This window comes from Luteibacter jiangsuensis, assembly GCF_030812295.1.
GTDB lineage: Bacteria > Pseudomonadota > Gammaproteobacteria > Xanthomonadales > Rhodanobacteraceae > Luteibacter > Luteibacter jiangsuensis_A.
In genome coordinates this window covers 43,153-58,590 of the sequence record NZ_JAUSSK010000005.1, presented here as the reverse complement: position 1 = coordinate 58,590, position 15,438 = coordinate 43,153, and the positions used below count along the sequence as shown (strand labels likewise).

Sequence of the window (15,438 nt, the reverse complement as noted above, 5' to 3'; positions counted from 1 at the left end):
CCATCAGGCCTTGTTCGTGGCAGGGCCACGACGTTGGCGACGGCGCTTGTGGCTGCCGGTGTTCTCGCCCGTGCCCGCGGCCGAGTGGCCGTGCGGACGGTGTGCCGGCGGACGTCCGCCGCCGTTGCCCCCACCCTGTCGTGCCTGGCCACCGCTGCCGCCGGGACGGCCCTGGCCACCGCCGCTCTGCGAACGCGGCTGGCGCTGCTGCTGCTTCGGGCGCGGTGCGCCTGCATCGAGGCGCAGGGGCGTGCTCGGCTCGTAGCCGGCCACGTTGCTGATCGAAAGGTCGGTCTTCAGCAGGCGGCCGATATCGCGCAGCAGGCCCGATTCATCGTGGCTGACCAGCGAGATGGCCTGGCCTTCGGCACCGGCGCGGCCGGTACGGCCGATACGGTGCACGTAATCCTCGGCGACCATCGGCAGGTCGAAGTTGATCACGACCGGCAGTTGGTCGATGTCGATGCCGCGGGCGGCGATGTCGGTCGCGACCAGGACGGTGACGCGGCCCGACTTGAAGTCGGACAGCGCACGCGTACGCGCGTTCTGGCTCTTGTTGCCGTGGATCGCCGCGGCCTTGACGCCTGACTGTTCGAGGTGACGGACGAGCTTGTCCGCCCCGTGCTTGGTGCGGCCGAAGACCAGCGTCTGGCGACGGCTGTCCTGCGAAAGGATGTGCAGCAGCAGGTCGCGCTTGGCGGCCGCATCCACCGGATGCACCACGTGCGTCACGGTATTGGCGACGGTGTTCGCCGGCGTGGTCGAGATCTCGCGCGGCTCGCGCATGAACTGCTGGGCGAGGGCCTTGATCTCGGGCGCGAACGTGGCCGAGAACAGCAGGGTCTGGCGCTGGCGCGGTACGGCGGCGAGGATGCGCTTGAGCGCCGGCAGGAAACCCATGTCGAGCATGCGGTCGGCCTCGTCGAGGACGAGCACGTCGACCTTCGACAGGTCGACCGAGCGCTGCTGCATGTGGTCGAGCAGGCGGCCAGGCGTGGCGACGACGATGTCGACGCCGCGGCGCAGGGCCTGCAACTGGTTGCCCATGCCGACACCGCCGAAGATCACGGTGCTGGAGAGGCGCACGTACTTGCCGTAGTCGCGCAGGTTTTCCTGCACCTGGGCGGCGAGTTCGCGGGTGGGCGTGAGGATGAGCGCGCGGATCGGACGGCGGCCTTCGTTGCGTTCCTCGCGCGCGAGGCGATGCAGCACGGGCAATGCGAACGCGGCGGTCTTGCCGGTGCCGGTCTGCGCGGCGGCCATGAGGTCGTGGCCGGCGAGGACTTCGGGGATGGCGGCCGCCTGGATGGGCGTCGGCTTTTCATAGCCTGCCTCGGACAACGCGCGCAGCAACGCGGGCGCTAGGCCCAGCGAATCGAAAGACATGGAGAAACTCCTGCGTGACCCGAGCGTTCCCTGGAACCGCGCTGCGAGTTATGGATTTGGCGGCCGCGAACCATGACGAAGACAGCAGGCTGGCCGGTGTCGTGCGCGCTTCCGGAGGTGGGGGAACGGGCGGGAAAATCTCCACGCCGGGGGTCCGCAAGGGAGTCGGAGCGCAAGCACGACCCGACGAGTATACCTTATTGCGGCGCACAATGGGTGGTTGCCGGTTCAGTCGTGCCGGGAGGCCGTCATCAGATAGCTGTTGTACGGCGTCCGCCCGAACAGCGGCCGGAAGTCGACGCGTATGCCGCGTGGCTCGAGCACATCGCGGATGTCGTCCTCGGTCGGAAAGTACTGCGCGCCGCCGGGGATCCAGCCGACCGCCTTGATGAACTTCTCTTCCCATACCGTGGCCCGGTAGCGCCAGGAGCCGTCGCGGATGACATTGCGCAGGATCAGCACGCCGTCGTCCGCCAGGTGGTCGACGGCGAAAGCCAGCAGTTCGCTCTGGCGCTCCCGCGGCAGGTAATGCAGGACATCGAGCATGGCGACGTGGCCGCGCAAGGCTTGCGGCGTGGCCGCATCACCCTCGCACAGGGCGATCTCGCCGCCCAGCCCGGCGCGTTCCGCGGCGACGCGGCCCATGGCGATCTTGCGGGCGTCGTGATCGAGGCCGACGTAGCCGTCGAGCGCATCGCACGCGTGCAGGTAATGGCCGAGCAGGCCCAAGCCGCAGCCGATGTCGAGCAGGGGCAGGCGCTTCCCGGCGATGGCCCGTGCGGCGGCGGCGTACACGGGATCGGTGGCAAGCTTGCCGTGGATGTATATCCGGTCGCCGCGGCGACTGAATCGGGAGGCGATGCGATGCCTCGTCCGGCTGTCGGGGATCATGCGTGGTGGTCCGTCCTTAGAGATGGCCGCGTACGAGGACCGCACGCGGCCTTGGATACTAGCGCTGTTGCTGCGGCTGGCTATTCTTGTTGACGTAGGCGTCGTATTCGCCCTTGTCGACCTTGCCGTCGTGGTTCGCATCCGCTTCGGGAAAATGCGCACGAAGTTGCTTGAGCGCTTCGTTGTCCTTGGGTACGTCGCTGCGCTTGATGCTCTTGCCGTCCTTGCTGATCTCGGAGAACGCGGGAGCGCCGCCGCTGTCGGAGCCGCCTTCCGACTGGGCGTGAGCCATGCCGATGCCCAGGCCGGCGAGGAGTGCGAGTGAAACGATCGATCGCGAGTACTTCATGAGTCCTCCGTCTGTCGTGGTGGCCACCAGTGTAGTGGCATGCCGTCATTGCACCGTGAGGCGCACGTCCGATCTTAGCGCTGTGCTAGCCTCGGCGCCGCCCGATCGCTGAGGAAATTCTCATGCCGCTTCCCGCCGCGCTGCGCGAACTCGACCACACGCAGCGGCATACCGTGATCGCCAGCTTCCTGGGCTGGACCCTCGACGCCTTCGACTATTTCTTGCTGACCTTCGTCATCCTCGCCGTGGCCAACGAGTTCCACGTGCCCAAGCAGGACGTGACCTACGGCTTGTTCCTCACCCTCGCCGCACGACCGATCGGCGCGCTGGTCTTCGGCCGCCTGGCCGACCGCTACGGGCGACGGCCGGTGCTCATGTTCGACATCGTGCTGTTTTCGCTGTTGGAGGTGGCCTGCGCGTTCTCGCCATCGCTGGGCGTGCTGCTCGGCCTGCGCTTCCTCTTCGGCATCGCGATGGGAGGCGAGTGGGGTATCGGGGCGTCGCTGGCGATGGAGTCGATCCCGGCCAAATCGCGCGGCTTCGTTTCCGGCCTGCTGCAAAGCGGATATCCATGTGGCTTCTTCCTCGCGGCGCTCGCCAACTGGTTGCTGGTGGATCACATCGGCTGGCGTGGCCTCTTCGTGGTCGGCGCGCTGCCGGCACTGCTGGTTTTGTACATCCGGCGCAAGGTGCCCGAGTCGCCGGTATGGGAGAGCCGCCGCTCGCATGCGCGCGAGAGCGTCTTCGTCTCCATGCGCGGGCACTGGAAACTGTTCGTCTACCTCATGCTCCTGATGGCGGCGTTCAACATGTTCAGCCACGGATCGCAGGACATGTACCCGACCTTCGTGCAGGAGACCCTGAGGATCCCCGCCGGGTCGGGCACCGCGTTCCTGCTCACGGCGCTGCTCAACCTCGGCGCGCTGGCCGGTGGCCTGACCTTCGGCTCGCTCTCCGAGCGGATCGGCCGGCGCAAGGCCATCATCATCGCGGCGCTGCTGGCGATCCCGGTGGTTCCGCTGTGGATGTACGGCGGTTCGTTGCTCCTGCTCGGCCTGGGTGCCTTCCTCATCCAGGTGATGGTGCAGGGCGCGTGGGGCGTGGTGCCCACCCACCTCAATGAACTGGCGCCGGATGCCGTGCGTGGCACCCTGCCGGGCTTCGCCTACCAGATGGGCAACCTGCTCGCGGCGATCACCGCCACCGCGCAGACCTGGCTGGCCGGCCAGCGCGGCGGCGATTTCGCCTTCGCGATGTCGACCTGGATCGCCGTCGTGGCCTTGCTCCTGGCGCTGCTGACCTGGTTGGGGCCGGAGGCACGCGGCGTGGGATTCGGGCGGCGCGGGGAGCCGACGTGACGCCGCGACCGGGCACGGCTAAAATCCCCGGTTTTCCTCCGGTAGAAACGAACATGCAGGCTGGCAAGGGCAAGGTCATCTCGTTCCATTACACCCTCACCGTCGATGGCGAGAAGGTCGAAAGCTCGATCGAGGGCGGCGAACCGTTGTGGATCCTGCTCGGCCACGGTCAGCTGATTCCCGGCCTCGAGGCCGGTCTCGAAGGCAAGTCGGTCGGCGACACCTTCGATGTCGAGATCGCTCCGGAGCAAGGCTACGGTCCGCGCCAGGAAGGCATGACGCAGCGCGTGCCGAAGAAGTATTTCCCGCAGCAGGGCAAAGGCCTGAAGGCCGGCGACAGCACCGTCCTTTCGTTGAAGGAAGGCGGTAGCCGCGTGGTTGTCGTGCAGAAGATCGGTTCCAGCGTCGTCGACATCGACCTCAACCATCCCATGGCGGGCAAGACGCTCAACTTCCATGTCGACGTGCAGTCCGTGCGTGACGCCACGGAAGAGGAAATCGCGCACGGGCACGCCCATCCGAACGGTGACGCCGCGCACTGAGGACCATCGCCGACCCCGTCGGCGATTCGCATGACCTCAAAAACAAAGACGGCGCCCCTGGGGCGCCGTCTTTGTTTCCATCAGCAGGTCTTACACCACCGACTGGCCGTTCACCGAAATCTCGACGTCGATATTGCCGCGCGTGGCATGCGAGTACGGGCAGACATTCTCGTGGGCGAAGGCGACGATTTCCTTCGCCGTCGCGTCGTCGATACCCGGCAAGCTCACCTCGAGCTTGGCGCGGATGGCGAAACCGTTGCCCTGGCGCTTGCCGATGCTGACGCTGCTGGCGACGGAGGCATCGTCGGCCTTGACCTTCTTCTGGCCGGCGACGAAACGCACCGCGCCTTCGAAGCAGGCCGCATAGCCGGCGGCGAACAGCTGCTCGGGGTTGCTGCCTTCACCGGTTCCGCCCATGGACTTCGGCAGGCGAAGGTCCATGTCGATGCGGCCGTCGTCGCTCTTGACGTGACCGTTACGGCCACCTGCGACCTTGGCATGCGCGGTGTACAGGGCGTCGCCGTCGAATTTGGAGATGTTGCTCATGGGTTTGTCCTTTGTCGTCTGGGAGGGGAGGGCCGGGTGGCCGGTCACGGGAGACAGTAAAGCACGCAATTTAATCGCGTACAATTCAATTGTTGAGTAAGCGCCCGGCGCGTTGCCGTCCGTTCAGTTTAGGACGCGGCGCCCGTAGGCGAAGTTCTCTTTCCAGTAAGCGCCGTCCAGGTCATCCAAACGTACCGTACCGCCTGAGTTCGGCGCATGTACGAAACGACCTTTGCCGACGTAAACCCCTACATGGGTGATGTGCCCGCGACCGAAGAAGACGAGGTCGCCGCTGGAGAGTTCGGCTTCGTCGACTTTTGGCTTGTCGAGGGCGGCCATCTCCGCCGAGGTCCGGGGCAGGCGCAACCCGGTCGAGGTCAGGTAGATGTAGTTGATGAGCCCGCTGCAGTCGAAACCGCCCTGCGGGGTATTGCCGCCCCAGCGGTAGGGTGTGCCGACCAGGCCGATGGCACGGAAGAGCACATCGTTGGCGGCATCGGCCGGCGGCGCGTCGGCCGGCTTGGTGGACCAGCCCAGGTTTTTCGCCAACGGCACCGCCGAAGCCGGATTCCGCCGCTGCGAGGACGAGGGCTTGTGCGGGGCGCTGCCGCAGGCGACCAGCAAGGTCACGACGGCGGCCACAGCGAGGGAACCGAGCCAGGTTCGGAAGCGGAAAGGACGGGTGGCTGGCGACATCGGGCGTTCCCCTGTCAGGATCGGCGCAACGAGGTTATCAAATCAATGGGTTGCGTGGAATACCTGCTAAAGCGCGCGAATGTAAGCCGGAGACACCCGGTGAAGGGCGGCCGGGCCGCTAAAATGCCTGGATGGATAGGTCCCGAAGCGATGTTCTGATCATGGGGGGCGGAGTGATCGGGCTCGCGTGCGCCCTATACCTGCTCAAGGCGGGGGCGAGTGTGCGGGTGCTCGAACAGGCCCAGCCCGGTAGCGGAAGCTCTCACGGCAACTGCGGCACGATCACGCCCAGCCACGCAGGGCCGCTGACCATGCCGGGCATGGTCGGAACGGCCCTGGGTTCGCTGCTGCGGCGCGATGCGCCGCTCTACGTGAATCCGCGTCCCGATGCGGCCCGGGCACGCTGGCTGCTCGGTTTCGCCCGGAACTGCACTTGGGCGCGGTACCGGCAAGCGGGTGAGGCGAGAGGGGCAATCCTGGCCCGCTCACGGACCTTGCTGGGCGATCTGATCGCCAGCGACGGCATGGCCTGCGAATTCGAGGAAGTGGGCGAACTCTACGTTTACCGCCAGGCGCGCACGCTACGTAACGACCAGCCGCACGTGGACTTGCTGCGCCGGCTCGGCATGGACGTGCGGGAACTGGATGCCGACGAGGCCATGGCGCTGGAACCGGGCTTGCGCGATGGCGTGGTGGGCGCCTTGCTGCATCCGGGCGACGCGCGGCTGAGACCGGACCGGTACGTTGCGGAACTGGCGCGGCGGGTGCGCGAACTCGGCGGAGCGATCGAGACCGGCGCGCGGGTGGATTCCTTCGTCTTCGACGGCGCGCGTGTTTCCCACGTGCGTACCACCCGCGGCGTCTTCCAGGGCGACCGCGTGGTCATGGCGCTCGGCGCATGGTCGCCGTTGATCGGCAAGCTGCTCGACATCCGTTTGCCGATGCAGCCGGGCAAGGGCTATTCGCTGACCTGGGAGCGGCCACCCGAGCACGCGCCACGTCATTCGCTGGTGCTGCGCGAGGCCGCGGTGTGCGTCACCCCCTGGGTCTCGGGGTTCCGTCTTGGCAGCACGATGGAATTTTCGGGCTTCGACGAGGGCCTCAATCCGTTGCGCATCGATGCATTGCGGCGCGGCGCGGCCACCTATCTTCGCGAGCCGGAAGGGCGCGGCGAGGTCGTGCCCTGGTGGGGTTGGCGACCGATGAGCGTGGACGAGGTGCCGATCATCGGCCCGAGTGCGCGATGGTCGAACCTGGTGTACGCGACGGCGCACGGCATGCTCGGCATCAGCATGTCGGCGGCGACGGGAGAGCTGGTGGCCAGCCTCCTGGCGGGCCCGGCACCGACGTTGGACCCTGTGCCTTATTCACCCACGCGATTCGGGCTGTAGACGCAAGGATCTTCGCAGTCGCATTTGCTACGGTGTCTCCTCCCCATCCCAAGGAACATGGCATGACTTCGGAAGCTTTCGACCTGATCGTGATCGGCGGCGGATCGGGCGGACTGGCCGCGGCGATCCGGGCGTCGAAACACGGCGCCAAGGTCGCGTTGCTGGAACCGAAGGAGCTGGGTGGCACCTGCGTCAATACCGGCTGCGTACCGAAGAAGGCGATGTGGTACGCGGCGCAGATGGCCGAGGCGCAGTACATCGCGATGGACTACGGTTTCCACGACAAGCCCGGCAGCCTCGACTGGCCTGGTTTCATCGAGCGGCGCCAAGCGTATGTCGAACGCATCCATGCGAAGTACCAGCAGGCGCTCGACACGGGCCACATCACCGTCCTGCGTGAATACGGGCGCTTCCTCGCCCCCGGTCGCGTCCAGGCGGGCACGCGCGAACTGACCGCGCCGCATGTGCTCATCGCCACCGGTTCGACGCCTAACCGGCTGGACAAGCCAGGCTTCGACCTCGGCATGACGTCCGATGGTTTCTTCGACCTCCGTGCGTGCCCGCGCCGCACGGCCATCGTGGGCGGCGGCTATATCGCGGTGGAACTCGCGGGCGTGCTACGGGCCCTGGGCAGTGATGTGGACATGTATGTGCGCGGCCGCCTGATGAGCGGCTTCGACGAGGAAATGGCTTATGGCCTCGGCGACGAGATGCGCCAGCACGGCATCCGTGTCCACTACGAATGCCAGATCGACGCGGTGCATGAGAAGGACGGCGTACTCCTTCTGGACTGCGACCGTGGCGACCATCCAGCGCCCTACGACGCCTTGATCTGGGCCGTGGGAAGACATGCCAACACCGCGTCGCTCGACATCGGCCGCATCGGCCTCGTCACCGGCGACGACGGGCACGTGGAGATCGACGATTACCAGAACACCAACGTGCCGGGCGTCTACGCGGTGGGCGACGTGACCCAGCGGATGGCGCTGACGCCCGTGGCCGTCGCGGCGGGCCGCAAGCTCGCCGACCGCCTGTTCGGCGGCAAGCCGGAGGCGAAGCTCGATTACCAGAACATCCCCAGCGTGGTGTTCTCGCATCCGCCGCTGGGCACCATCGGCATGTCGGAGCAGCAGGCGCGCGAGCGCTATGGCGCCGACGTGCACCTCTACAAGCAGTCGTTCGTACCGATGCAGCTGGCGCTGGCGCACCGGCCGATCACCACGCGCTTCAAGCTGATCTGCGTGGGCGGCGATTCCCGCATCGTCGGCATGCAGATGCTTGGTCCGGGCGTGGACGAGATCCTCCAGGGCTTTGCCGTGGCGATCAAGATGGGTGCCACCAAGGCCGACCTCGACGCCACCCTGGCCATCCATCCGACCTCGTCCGAGGAAATGGTGCTGATGGGCGATCGGGTGCCCGGATGAGCGGTACACTCCTGCCATGAGCCCGTACACCCTTCATCGCGGCACCGCGCCGCTGCTGATCAGCCTGCCGCACAACGGCAGCGCGATCCCCGATGACCTCGCCGCGCGCATGAAGCGCCCGGCGCGCCGCTCGCCGGACACCGACTGGCACGTGGCCGAGCTGTACGATTTCGCCCGTGGCATGGGCGCGAGCGTGATCAAGCCCTTCGCCTCGCGCTACGTGGTGGACCTGAACCGTCCCGCCGACGGCCATGCCCTCTATCCGGGGCAGAGCGAGACCGGCCTCGTGCCCACGGTGCTGTTCAACGGCGAACCGATCTACCGCGCGGGCGCCGAGCCGGATGCGGCGGAAATCGCCGATCGCGTGAAGCGCTGGTGGAAGCCTTATCACCGTGCGCTCGCCGACGAACTGGCGCGCCTGAAAGCGGAGTTCGGGCATGTCGTATTGTGGGAAGGGCATTCCATCCGCAGCCACGTGCCGATGCTGTTCGAGGGCCGCCTGCCAGACCTCAACCTCGGCACGGCCGATGGCGCGAGTTGCTCGCCCGCCTTGCAGGCGAAACTCGCCGCCGTGCTGGAGAAGCAGGACGAGTATTCCTTCGCGGTGAACGGCCGTTTCAAGGGCGGTTACATCACCCGTCATTACGGCAAGCCCGGGCACGGCATCGATGCCGTGCAACTCGAGCTCGCGCAACTGAACTACATGGACGAGGATTCGTTCGAGTACCTGCCGAAGAAGGCGGCGAACGTGCAGGTGTTGATCGGCGAGATGCTGAAGGTCTGTCTCGACAGCGCGCGGACGGTCACTCCCTAGGCCGATCGCCGACAGGGTCGGCTCACACCAGGCAGCCGCAACTTGGTGGGAGCCGACCCTGTCGGCGATGCTCTCGCACTGGTGGGAGCCGGCTTTGCCGGCGATGCCTACGAAGCCTACGAAGCCACCGCCGCCACGCACTTCAGCTCGATCGCTATCGCCGTTGGCAACGCATTGACCTCCACCGTGGTCCGGCAGGCATCCACTGCTTGGAACGCGTCCGCATAGAGCCGGTTATACGCGTCGAAGTCGCGCGCCATGTCGGTCAGGTACACGGTGACATCCACCAGGTCTTCGAAGCGCGCCCCGCTGGCTTCGAGCACGGCACGTACATTGGCGAAGACCTGCCGGCATTGTGCCTCGATGTCGTACGACACGAGCTTCCCCGTGTCGTCGACGACATTGCCGGGAATGGCGTCGGTAGCCGGCACTCGCGGGCCGATACCCGAAAGGAATAGCAAGGGACCGACACGACGGGCGTGCGGATAGGCGCCGACCGGCGCGGGTGCGCCCTCGGCGCGGATGACGTCATTGCCCATGGTCGATGCAGATGTTCCTGGCTTCGGTGAAGAAACGCATGGCCTCGAAACCGCCTTCGCGGCCGACGCCGGATTGCTTCGTGCCGCCAAACGGCGTGCGCAGGTCGCGCAGCATCCAGCAGTTCACCCAGACGATGCCGAACTCCAGGCGTGCCGGGAGACGATGCGCGCGCGACACGTCGCGGGTCCATACGGAGGCGGCGAGGCCGTAGGGCGTTCCGTTGGCGATCGACAATGCCTCCTCGTCCGTGTCGAACGGGATCAGTGTGACGACCGGTCCGAAAATCTCTTCCTGATTGGTGGCCGTGTCGGGCGCAAGGCCCTCGATCACGGTCGGCGCGATGAACCAGCCGCCGGCGCAACGGCCTTCCACATCCACCCGTCCGCCCCCCATGAGGATCGTGCCGCCTTCCGCACGAGCACGCTCGATGCAGCCGCTGACCTTGTCGAAATGCGCCTTGGAGACGAGTGCGCCGAGCTGGTTGCGCTCGTCGAGTGGGTCGCCCACCCGCAATGCCTCTACGCGCTCCAGGTATTCGCGGCGGAAACGTTCGTAGATCGGACGCTGCACCAGCAGCCTCGATCCACAAAGGCAGATCTCGCCCTGGTTGGCGAAACCCGAGCGGACGATCGTCGCCATCGACGCATCGGCGAAGTCGAAATCGTCGAAGACGATGGTCGGGTTCTTCCCGCCCAGTTCCAGCGAGACCTTCTTCAGGCGGGGCGCGGCCGCCGCGGCGATGGCCATGCCGGTGCGCGTGCTGCCGGTGAAGGAGACCGCCTTCACCGTGCCGTGGATGACGATGGCTTCGCCGACCGCTGGACCGCTGCCGTGCACGATGTTCAGAACGCCGGGCGGAAAGCCGGCCTCCTCGGCGAGCGTACCTAGCAGCCAGGCGGTGTACGGTGTGACTTCGGATGGCTTGGCCACCACCGTATTGCCGGCGGCAAGGGCAGGAGCGATCTTCCAGGTGAACAGGTACAGCGGCAGGTTCCATGGACTGATGCAGCCGACCACACCCAGCGGCAGGCGCAGCGTGTAGTTGATGGCCCCTTGTTCCATGGCATGCGATTCAGCGCTCCATTGGCCTGCCGCCGCTGCGAAGAAACGCAGGTTCGCCACGGCTCGCGGTATGTCGAGCGTGCGGGCGAGCGCCAGCGGTTTGCCACTGTCTTGTGATTCGGCCCCGGCAAAGGATTCCAGCCGCGCCTCGATCGCATCGGCCAGGCGCTGCATGCAGCGGGCACGGCCTTCGGCAGGCGTCGCGGCCCAGCCCGGCGCGGCGCGCGATGCGGCATCCACCGCGTCGGCGACGTCGGTGGCGTCGGAATCCGGGCAGCGCGCGAAGGCTCGCCCGGTCGCGGGATCGGTGACATCCAGATAACGGCCACCCCGCGGCGCGCGCGAATGGCCGTCGATCAGGTTGGCGAGGACGATCATGGCCAACCTTCAGTTCAGGCCGCGGGTGCGGCCGCCATCGACGGAAATACTGGTGCCATTGACGTAGCCAGCGACCGGACTGGCGAGGAAGGCGATCATCGCGGCGATTTCCGCCGGCTCGCCGAAACGGGCGGCGGGCACGCTGGCGAGCAGGCCCCGCTCGACCTCTTCGGGGGTACGGCCGGCGTCCACGCTGGCCTTCACCAGTGCTTCCAGCCGCGGCGTTCGGGTATAGCCGGGGAGGACGTTGTTCACGGTGATGCCATCGGGCGCGACCTCGGCGGCCAGGGTCTTGGCCCAGCCGGCCATGGCGGCCCGCGTGGTGTTGGAAACGCCCAGGTTGGGAATCGGTTCCTTCACCGAAGTGGAGATGATGTTCACGATCCGGCCGTAACGTGCCTCGCGCATGCCGGGCAGGCAGGCATGGGTGATCACTTGCGCGGCGATCACGTGCTGGCGATACGCGGTGAGGAAGGCCTCCGGCTCCGCGCTCCAGACCGGGCCGGGCGGGGGGCCGCCGCTGTTGTTCACCAGCACGTGCACGGCATGGTTCTTGACCACCTCGCCGATAGCCCGGGCCAGGGCGGCGGTGTCGAGCATGTCGACGGCGACATGGCTATGGGTTTGCCCGGGCCGCGTCGCAGGCAGTTCGGCGGCGAGCGCGATGAGCGCATCGGCGGAGCGGGAAAGCAGGGTGACGCTGGCCCCGAGCTCCGCCAGCTCGAAAGCGGTGGCGCGTCCGAGGCCTTGCGAAGCGCCGCAGACCAGCGCGTGACGACCGGTGAGGCGAAGATCCATGCGGCGCTCCCTGGCATGAGGGTGGTGGGCGGTCAGCCCTGTTTCATTGCCCACCACTGTATCGCCATTGCGGCGAACCAGCACGGCCAGGCGAACCACGGCGAGCGTTTCCACCAGCCCTGCCAGCGATTGAGGGTGTCGTCGTTGAACAGCGCCGGCGCATCGGAGCGCAGTACCCGGCGAACGCGCAGCCAGTTGGCCATGCCGTTGGGGCGGCCGGTGTCGGCCTCCACGATGGTCTTCCACTGGTCGGGATAACGCTTGCGCAAGAGGGTGGTGAAACGCCACTGCGCGATGAAGTGCAGGACGAAGAAGGCAACCGCGCTGAGCAGGAGCATCAGGTAAAGATAGACAGCGGCCTGCATGTCGGTCAGCTACCCTTTTCTTTGTCTTTTTTCGCCTCGTCGGTGCCGAGGAGATCGGTGGTGACCACGTCGCGGATCGTCGAGATCACGCCGTTACCTTGCTGTGCCTTCGAGCAGACGGCGTTGTTGATCGCCTTCTTGTAGGTGTCGTTCTGCATACCGACGTAGAGGACGCCATCGGGGCCGTGGGCGATCTTGAAGCTGCCGGCCGGGTTCATCTTCACCGGCGCCTCGGCCGAGAACGTGGTGGGCGATTGCTCCCAGTAGGTCTGGTTCTTCTGTTGTTTCGCCGACGAATACACCACGAGGTAACGGGCGTTGTCGTCCACGACCTTGAACTTGCCGAAGGCGCCGGTCGTCTCGCTCGTCCAGCCGATGTATTCGCACAACTGGATGTCTTCCGAATGCAGCGGCTGGAAGGCGTCATCCAGCAGCACCACCGTCGGCGCGAAGAGGTAGCTCGAACTCAGCCATCGGCCGTTGAGCTCGGACTTCATCGCGATGGTATAGGGCAGGTGCGCCCCCTGTGGCAGGCGGAAGGCGAGGAAATAGCTGCGGTCGCCGTTGAGGTTGGCGACCGGGCTGTCCTTGCTCAGTTCGAACCGCTGCGGCTGCCAGGGCAGCATGTCCTGGTAGGACAGGTCGGCGAAGCTTCCACAGCAGGGCGAAGCTTCATCGAGTGTCTTGCGCGCGATGTCGATGGTGTTCGTCGGGTTCTCCGGTGGACGGAAATTCGGCGGCACGATCGTGCGGCAAGCTCCCAGCGCGATGAGCGCCAGGGCAAGGAGCAGGAGACGGGGGACGGAAGGGGGCATGATCGTCTCAGTGGGTCAGAACTCGGCACTCCCTGCCGCGCGGGGATACGGAATGGCGTCTCGAATGTTGGAGAGGCCGCAGACATAGACCAGCAGGCGCTCGAAGCCCAGGCCGAAGCCGGCATGGGGCACGGTGCCGTAGCGGCGCAGGTCGCGATACCAGTCGTAGGTGGCCTTGTCGAGGTGGAACTGGTCCATGCGCCGGTCGAGGTAGTCGAGGCGTTCCTCGCGTTGGGCGCCGCCGATGATCTCGCCGATGCCGGGAGCCAGGACGTCCATGGCCGCGACCGTCTTGCCGTCGTCGTTGAGGCGCATGTAGAACGCCTTGATCTGTTCGGGGTAGTTCATGACGACCACGGGGCGGCCGATATGTTCCTCGGCGAGGAAGCGTTCGTGCTCGGTCTGCAGGTCCACGCCCCACGCCACCGGGTGCTCGAACTTCCTGCCGGATTTCTGCAGGATCGAGACGGCTTCGGTGTAGTCGATGCGCTCGAACGGCTTGGCGATGAAGGCCTCCAGGCGCGTGATGGCATCCGGCTGCACGCGCTCCGCGAAGAACGCCATGTCGTCGGGGCGTTCGTCGAGCACGGCTTTGAAGATGCCCTTGAGGAACAGCTCGGCGAGGTCGGCGTTGTCGTCGAGGTTGGCGAAGGCCACCTCGGGTTCCACCATCCAGAACTCGGCCAGGTGACGCGTGGTGTTGGAGTTCTCGGCGCGGAACGTGGGACCGAAGGTGTAGACCTTGCTCATGGCCAGGGCATAGCCCTCGACATTGAGCTGGCCGGACACGGTGAGGAACGCTTCGCGGCCAAAGAAATCCTTTCGGAAATCGATACCGCCCTTGTCGTCGCGTGGCAGGTTGGCGAGGTCGAGCGTGGACAGGCGGAACATGTCGCCCGCACCCTCCGCATCCGACGTGGTGATGATCGGGGTATTGATCCAGAAGAAGCCCTGCTCGGTCAGGATCCGGTGGATCGCCGTCATCATCGTATGGCGGACGCGAGTCACGGCGCCGAACAGGTTGGTGCGCGGGCGCAGGTGGGCGACCTCGCGGAGGAACTCCATCGAGTGCTGCTTGGGCTGGATCGGATAGGTGAGCGGGTTGTCGACGAAGCCGGTGACCTCGATGCGGGTGGCCTGAATCTCGTAGGCCTGGCCCTTGCCCTGCGAAGGAACGAGCTTGCCGGTGGCGATCACGGCCGCGCCGGCGGACAAGCGCTTGACGTCGGTCTCATAATTGTCGAGATCGGAGGTGGCGACCACCTGGATCGGGGCGAAGCAGGAGCCATCGCTCACGCTGACGAACGAGAGGCCACCCTTGGATTCGCGCAGGGTACGCACCCAGCCGCGTACCGTGACTTCGTGTTCCCCCGCGGCCGTGCCGCCGGCGAGGGCCTGCTTGACGCTTACCACCGTCATCGATTGAAACTCCAGAAGAGGCGCCGCATCTAAGGGCGCATAGGACGCGACCTTGCATGATAATGTAAGGGTCGTGTGAACGGCACCGTTCATCGGTATACCACGGGCAGAAAACGTTTTCATGAGCATCCAGATCACCCCCGCCGCCTCCGATCGCATGCGCGCGTTCCTCGCCAAGGCGCCCGACGCCGCCGGCGTGCGCTTCGCCGTCAAGCGAATGGGCTGCTCGGGCTTCGGCTATGTGGTCGATCTGGCCGATGCCGTCACCGAGGACGACCGGGTGCTGGAAATCGACGGCATCCGCGTCGTCGTGGACCCGAAGAGCATGCCGCTGGTCGATGGCACCCTGATCGATTTCCAGCGCCAGGGCCTCAACGCGTCGTTCGTCTTCCACAACCCCAACGCCACGGGCGAGTGCGGCTGCGGCGAGAGCTTCACCGTCTCCTGAGCCATTTCATGGGCCGAAGGCCCAGTGGTGGGAAGTCCTGTGGGAGCCGCTTCAGCGGCGAAAAGCCAGCGGAGCGGCGTAACCCAGCGGCAATCGCCGGCATAGCCGGCTCCCACACAAGGCCTCCCTCCGGCCTGTCCCTTGCGATAACCCCCCGTTTCTCCTTACAATGCGCGGCTGGCCCTCCCGCAGGAGGGTCTTCTTGCCTCACCGCCA

The 15,438-nt window shown here is 66.3% G+C and carries 17 protein-coding genes; 6 read left to right on the top strand and 11 right to left on the bottom strand.

Going from position 1 to position 15,438, the window contains the following annotated elements; translation table 11 throughout:
• Window positions 1–3: 3 nt before the first annotated feature.
• From J2T07_RS16505 to J2T07_RS16495, 3 genes are all read right to left on the bottom strand, one after another.
• Window positions 4–1,386 carry a DEAD/DEAH box helicase gene (locus J2T07_RS16505; protein ID WP_306851370.1) on the bottom strand — a complete coding sequence of 461 codons (1,383 nt, stop codon included), beginning with the start codon at window positions 1,384–1,386 and terminating at the stop codon, window positions 4–6.
• Window positions 1,387–1,614: 228 nt separating this feature from the next.
• Complete coding sequence (locus J2T07_RS16500) at window positions 1,615–2,277, bottom strand: class I SAM-dependent methyltransferase (RefSeq protein ID WP_306851369.1); 663 nt, start codon at window positions 2,275–2,277, stop codon at window positions 1,615–1,617.
• 58 nt (window positions 2,278–2,335) lie between these two features.
• The gene (locus J2T07_RS16495; RefSeq protein ID WP_306851368.1) at window positions 2,336–2,626 is read right to left on the bottom strand and encodes a hypothetical protein; all 291 of its coding nucleotides are present in this window, start codon (window positions 2,624–2,626) and stop codon (window positions 2,336–2,338) included.
• 122 nt (window positions 2,627–2,748) lie between these two features.
• Between J2T07_RS16495 and J2T07_RS16490 the strand changes: the two genes are divergently transcribed.
• Window positions 2,749–3,984 (top strand): MFS transporter, encoded by a 1,236-nt coding sequence (locus J2T07_RS16490; protein ID WP_306851367.1) that lies wholly within the window; start codon window positions 2,749–2,751, stop codon window positions 3,982–3,984.
• 53 nt (window positions 3,985–4,037) lie between these two features.
• Complete coding sequence (locus J2T07_RS16485; protein ID WP_306851366.1) at window positions 4,038–4,526, top strand: FKBP-type peptidyl-prolyl cis-trans isomerase; 489 nt, start codon at window positions 4,038–4,040, stop codon at window positions 4,524–4,526.
• Window positions 4,527–4,616: 90 nt separating this feature from the next.
• On the opposite strand, the gene J2T07_RS16480 is transcribed toward J2T07_RS16485, so the two are convergent.
• Window positions 4,617–5,072, bottom strand: a complete 456-nt coding sequence (locus tag J2T07_RS16480) for an organic hydroperoxide resistance protein (protein ID WP_306851365.1) — start codon at window positions 5,070–5,072, stop codon at window positions 4,617–4,619.
• Between the two features lie 123 nt (window positions 5,073–5,195).
• Window positions 5,196–5,768, bottom strand: a complete 573-nt coding sequence (locus tag J2T07_RS16475) for a C40 family peptidase (protein WP_306851364.1) — start codon at window positions 5,766–5,768, stop codon at window positions 5,196–5,198.
• Between the two features lie 131 nt (window positions 5,769–5,899).
• Between J2T07_RS16475 and J2T07_RS16470 the strand changes: the two genes are divergently transcribed.
• From J2T07_RS16470 to hutG, 3 genes are all read left to right on the top strand, one after another.
• Entirely contained in the window at window positions 5,900–7,159 is a 1,260-nt protein-coding gene (locus tag J2T07_RS16470; protein ID WP_306851363.1) for an NAD(P)/FAD-dependent oxidoreductase, read from the top strand.
• A gap of 62 nt (window positions 7,160–7,221) precedes the next feature.
• Window positions 7,222–8,583: a glutathione-disulfide reductase gene (gene gorA / locus J2T07_RS16465; RefSeq protein WP_306851362.1), complete on the top strand. Its 1,362-nt coding sequence runs from the start codon at window positions 7,222–7,224 to the stop codon at window positions 8,581–8,583.
• 16 nt (window positions 8,584–8,599) lie between these two features.
• Window positions 8,600–9,397 (top strand): N-formylglutamate deformylase, encoded by a 798-nt coding sequence (hutG, locus tag J2T07_RS16460; protein WP_306851361.1) that lies wholly within the window; start codon window positions 8,600–8,602, stop codon window positions 9,395–9,397.
• Window positions 9,398–9,513: 116 nt separating this feature from the next.
• Here the strand turns inward: hutG and J2T07_RS16455 are convergent, their stop codons facing one another.
• From J2T07_RS16455 to asnS, 6 genes are read right to left on the bottom strand one after another with little or no spacing between them, the layout of a single operon-like run.
• Window positions 9,514–9,936: a RidA family protein gene (locus tag J2T07_RS16455; RefSeq protein ID WP_306851360.1), complete on the bottom strand. Its 423-nt coding sequence runs from the start codon at window positions 9,934–9,936 to the stop codon at window positions 9,514–9,516.
• Complete coding sequence (locus J2T07_RS16450) at window positions 9,926–11,377, bottom strand: aldehyde dehydrogenase (protein WP_306851359.1); 1,452 nt, start codon at window positions 11,375–11,377, stop codon at window positions 9,926–9,928. The genes J2T07_RS16455 and J2T07_RS16450 overlap by 11 nt, the downstream gene beginning before the upstream one ends.
• Before the next feature lie 9 nt (window positions 11,378–11,386).
• Window positions 11,387–12,175 (bottom strand): SDR family oxidoreductase, encoded by a 789-nt coding sequence (locus J2T07_RS16445; RefSeq protein ID WP_306851358.1) that lies wholly within the window; start codon window positions 12,173–12,175, stop codon window positions 11,387–11,389.
• A 32-nt stretch (window positions 12,176–12,207) separates the two neighbouring features.
• Complete coding sequence (locus tag J2T07_RS16440; RefSeq protein WP_306851356.1) at window positions 12,208–12,540, bottom strand: hypothetical protein; 333 nt, start codon at window positions 12,538–12,540, stop codon at window positions 12,208–12,210.
• Between the two features lie 5 nt (window positions 12,541–12,545).
• Window positions 12,546–13,355 carry a MalM family protein gene (locus J2T07_RS16435; protein ID WP_306851355.1) on the bottom strand — a complete coding sequence of 270 codons (810 nt, stop codon included), beginning with the start codon at window positions 13,353–13,355 and terminating at the stop codon, window positions 12,546–12,548.
• 15 nt (window positions 13,356–13,370) lie between these two features.
• Window positions 13,371–14,774: an asparagine--tRNA ligase gene (gene asnS, locus J2T07_RS16430; RefSeq protein WP_306851354.1), complete on the bottom strand. Its 1,404-nt coding sequence runs from the start codon at window positions 14,772–14,774 to the stop codon at window positions 13,371–13,373.
• Between the two features lie 121 nt (window positions 14,775–14,895).
• Here asnS and J2T07_RS16425 point away from each other — a divergent pair, with 121 nt between their 5' ends.
• A complete protein-coding gene (locus J2T07_RS16425) occupies window positions 14,896–15,222 on the top strand; it encodes a HesB/IscA family protein (RefSeq protein WP_306851352.1) in 327 nt (108 codons plus the stop codon).
• The last annotated feature ends 216 nt before the right edge of the window (window positions 15,223–15,438 follow it).

Bases quoted from the DNA above. Each gene is read 5' to 3' on its own strand.
- J2T07_RS16425 (WP_306851352.1), top strand. From the start codon at position 14,896: ATGAGCATCCAGATCACCCCCGCCGCCTCCGATCGCATGCGCGCGTTC.
- J2T07_RS16495 (WP_306851368.1), bottom strand. From the start codon at position 2,626: ATGAAGTACTCGCGATCGATCGTTTCACTCGCACTCCTCGCCGGCCTG.
- J2T07_RS16475 (WP_306851364.1), bottom strand. From the start codon at position 5,768: ATGTCGCCAGCCACCCGTCCTTTCCGCTTCCGAACCTGGCTCGGTTCC.
- J2T07_RS16485 (WP_306851366.1), top strand. From the start codon at position 4,038: ATGCAGGCTGGCAAGGGCAAGGTCATCTCGTTCCATTACACCCTCACC.
- J2T07_RS16480 (WP_306851365.1), bottom strand. From the start codon at position 5,072: ATGAGCAACATCTCCAAATTCGACGGCGACGCCCTGTACACCGCGCAT.
- asnS (WP_306851354.1), bottom strand. From the start codon at position 14,774: ATGACGGTGGTAAGCGTCAAGCAGGCCCTCGCCGGCGGCACGGCCGCG.
- gorA (WP_306851362.1), top strand. From the start codon at position 7,222: ATGACTTCGGAAGCTTTCGACCTGATCGTGATCGGCGGCGGATCGGGC.
- J2T07_RS16490 (WP_306851367.1), top strand. From the start codon at position 2,749: ATGCCGCTTCCCGCCGCGCTGCGCGAACTCGACCACACGCAGCGGCAT.
- hutG (WP_306851361.1), top strand. From the start codon at position 8,600: ATGAGCCCGTACACCCTTCATCGCGGCACCGCGCCGCTGCTGATCAGC.
- J2T07_RS16445 (WP_306851358.1), bottom strand. From the start codon at position 12,175: ATGGATCTTCGCCTCACCGGTCGTCACGCGCTGGTCTGCGGCGCTTCG.
- J2T07_RS16440 (WP_306851356.1), bottom strand. From the start codon at position 12,540: ATGCAGGCCGCTGTCTATCTTTACCTGATGCTCCTGCTCAGCGCGGTT.
- J2T07_RS16450 (WP_306851359.1), bottom strand. From the start codon at position 11,377: ATGATCGTCCTCGCCAACCTGATCGACGGCCATTCGCGCGCGCCGCGG.
- J2T07_RS16435 (WP_306851355.1), bottom strand. From the start codon at position 13,355: ATGCCCCCTTCCGTCCCCCGTCTCCTGCTCCTTGCCCTGGCGCTCATC.
- J2T07_RS16470 (WP_306851363.1), top strand. From the start codon at position 5,900: ATGGATAGGTCCCGAAGCGATGTTCTGATCATGGGGGGCGGAGTGATC.
- J2T07_RS16455 (WP_306851360.1), bottom strand. From the start codon at position 9,936: ATGGGCAATGACGTCATCCGCGCCGAGGGCGCACCCGCGCCGGTCGGC.
- J2T07_RS16505 (WP_306851370.1), bottom strand. From the start codon at position 1,386: ATGTCTTTCGATTCGCTGGGCCTAGCGCCCGCGTTGCTGCGCGCGTTG.
- J2T07_RS16500 (WP_306851369.1), bottom strand. From the start codon at position 2,277: ATGATCCCCGACAGCCGGACGAGGCATCGCATCGCCTCCCGATTCAGT.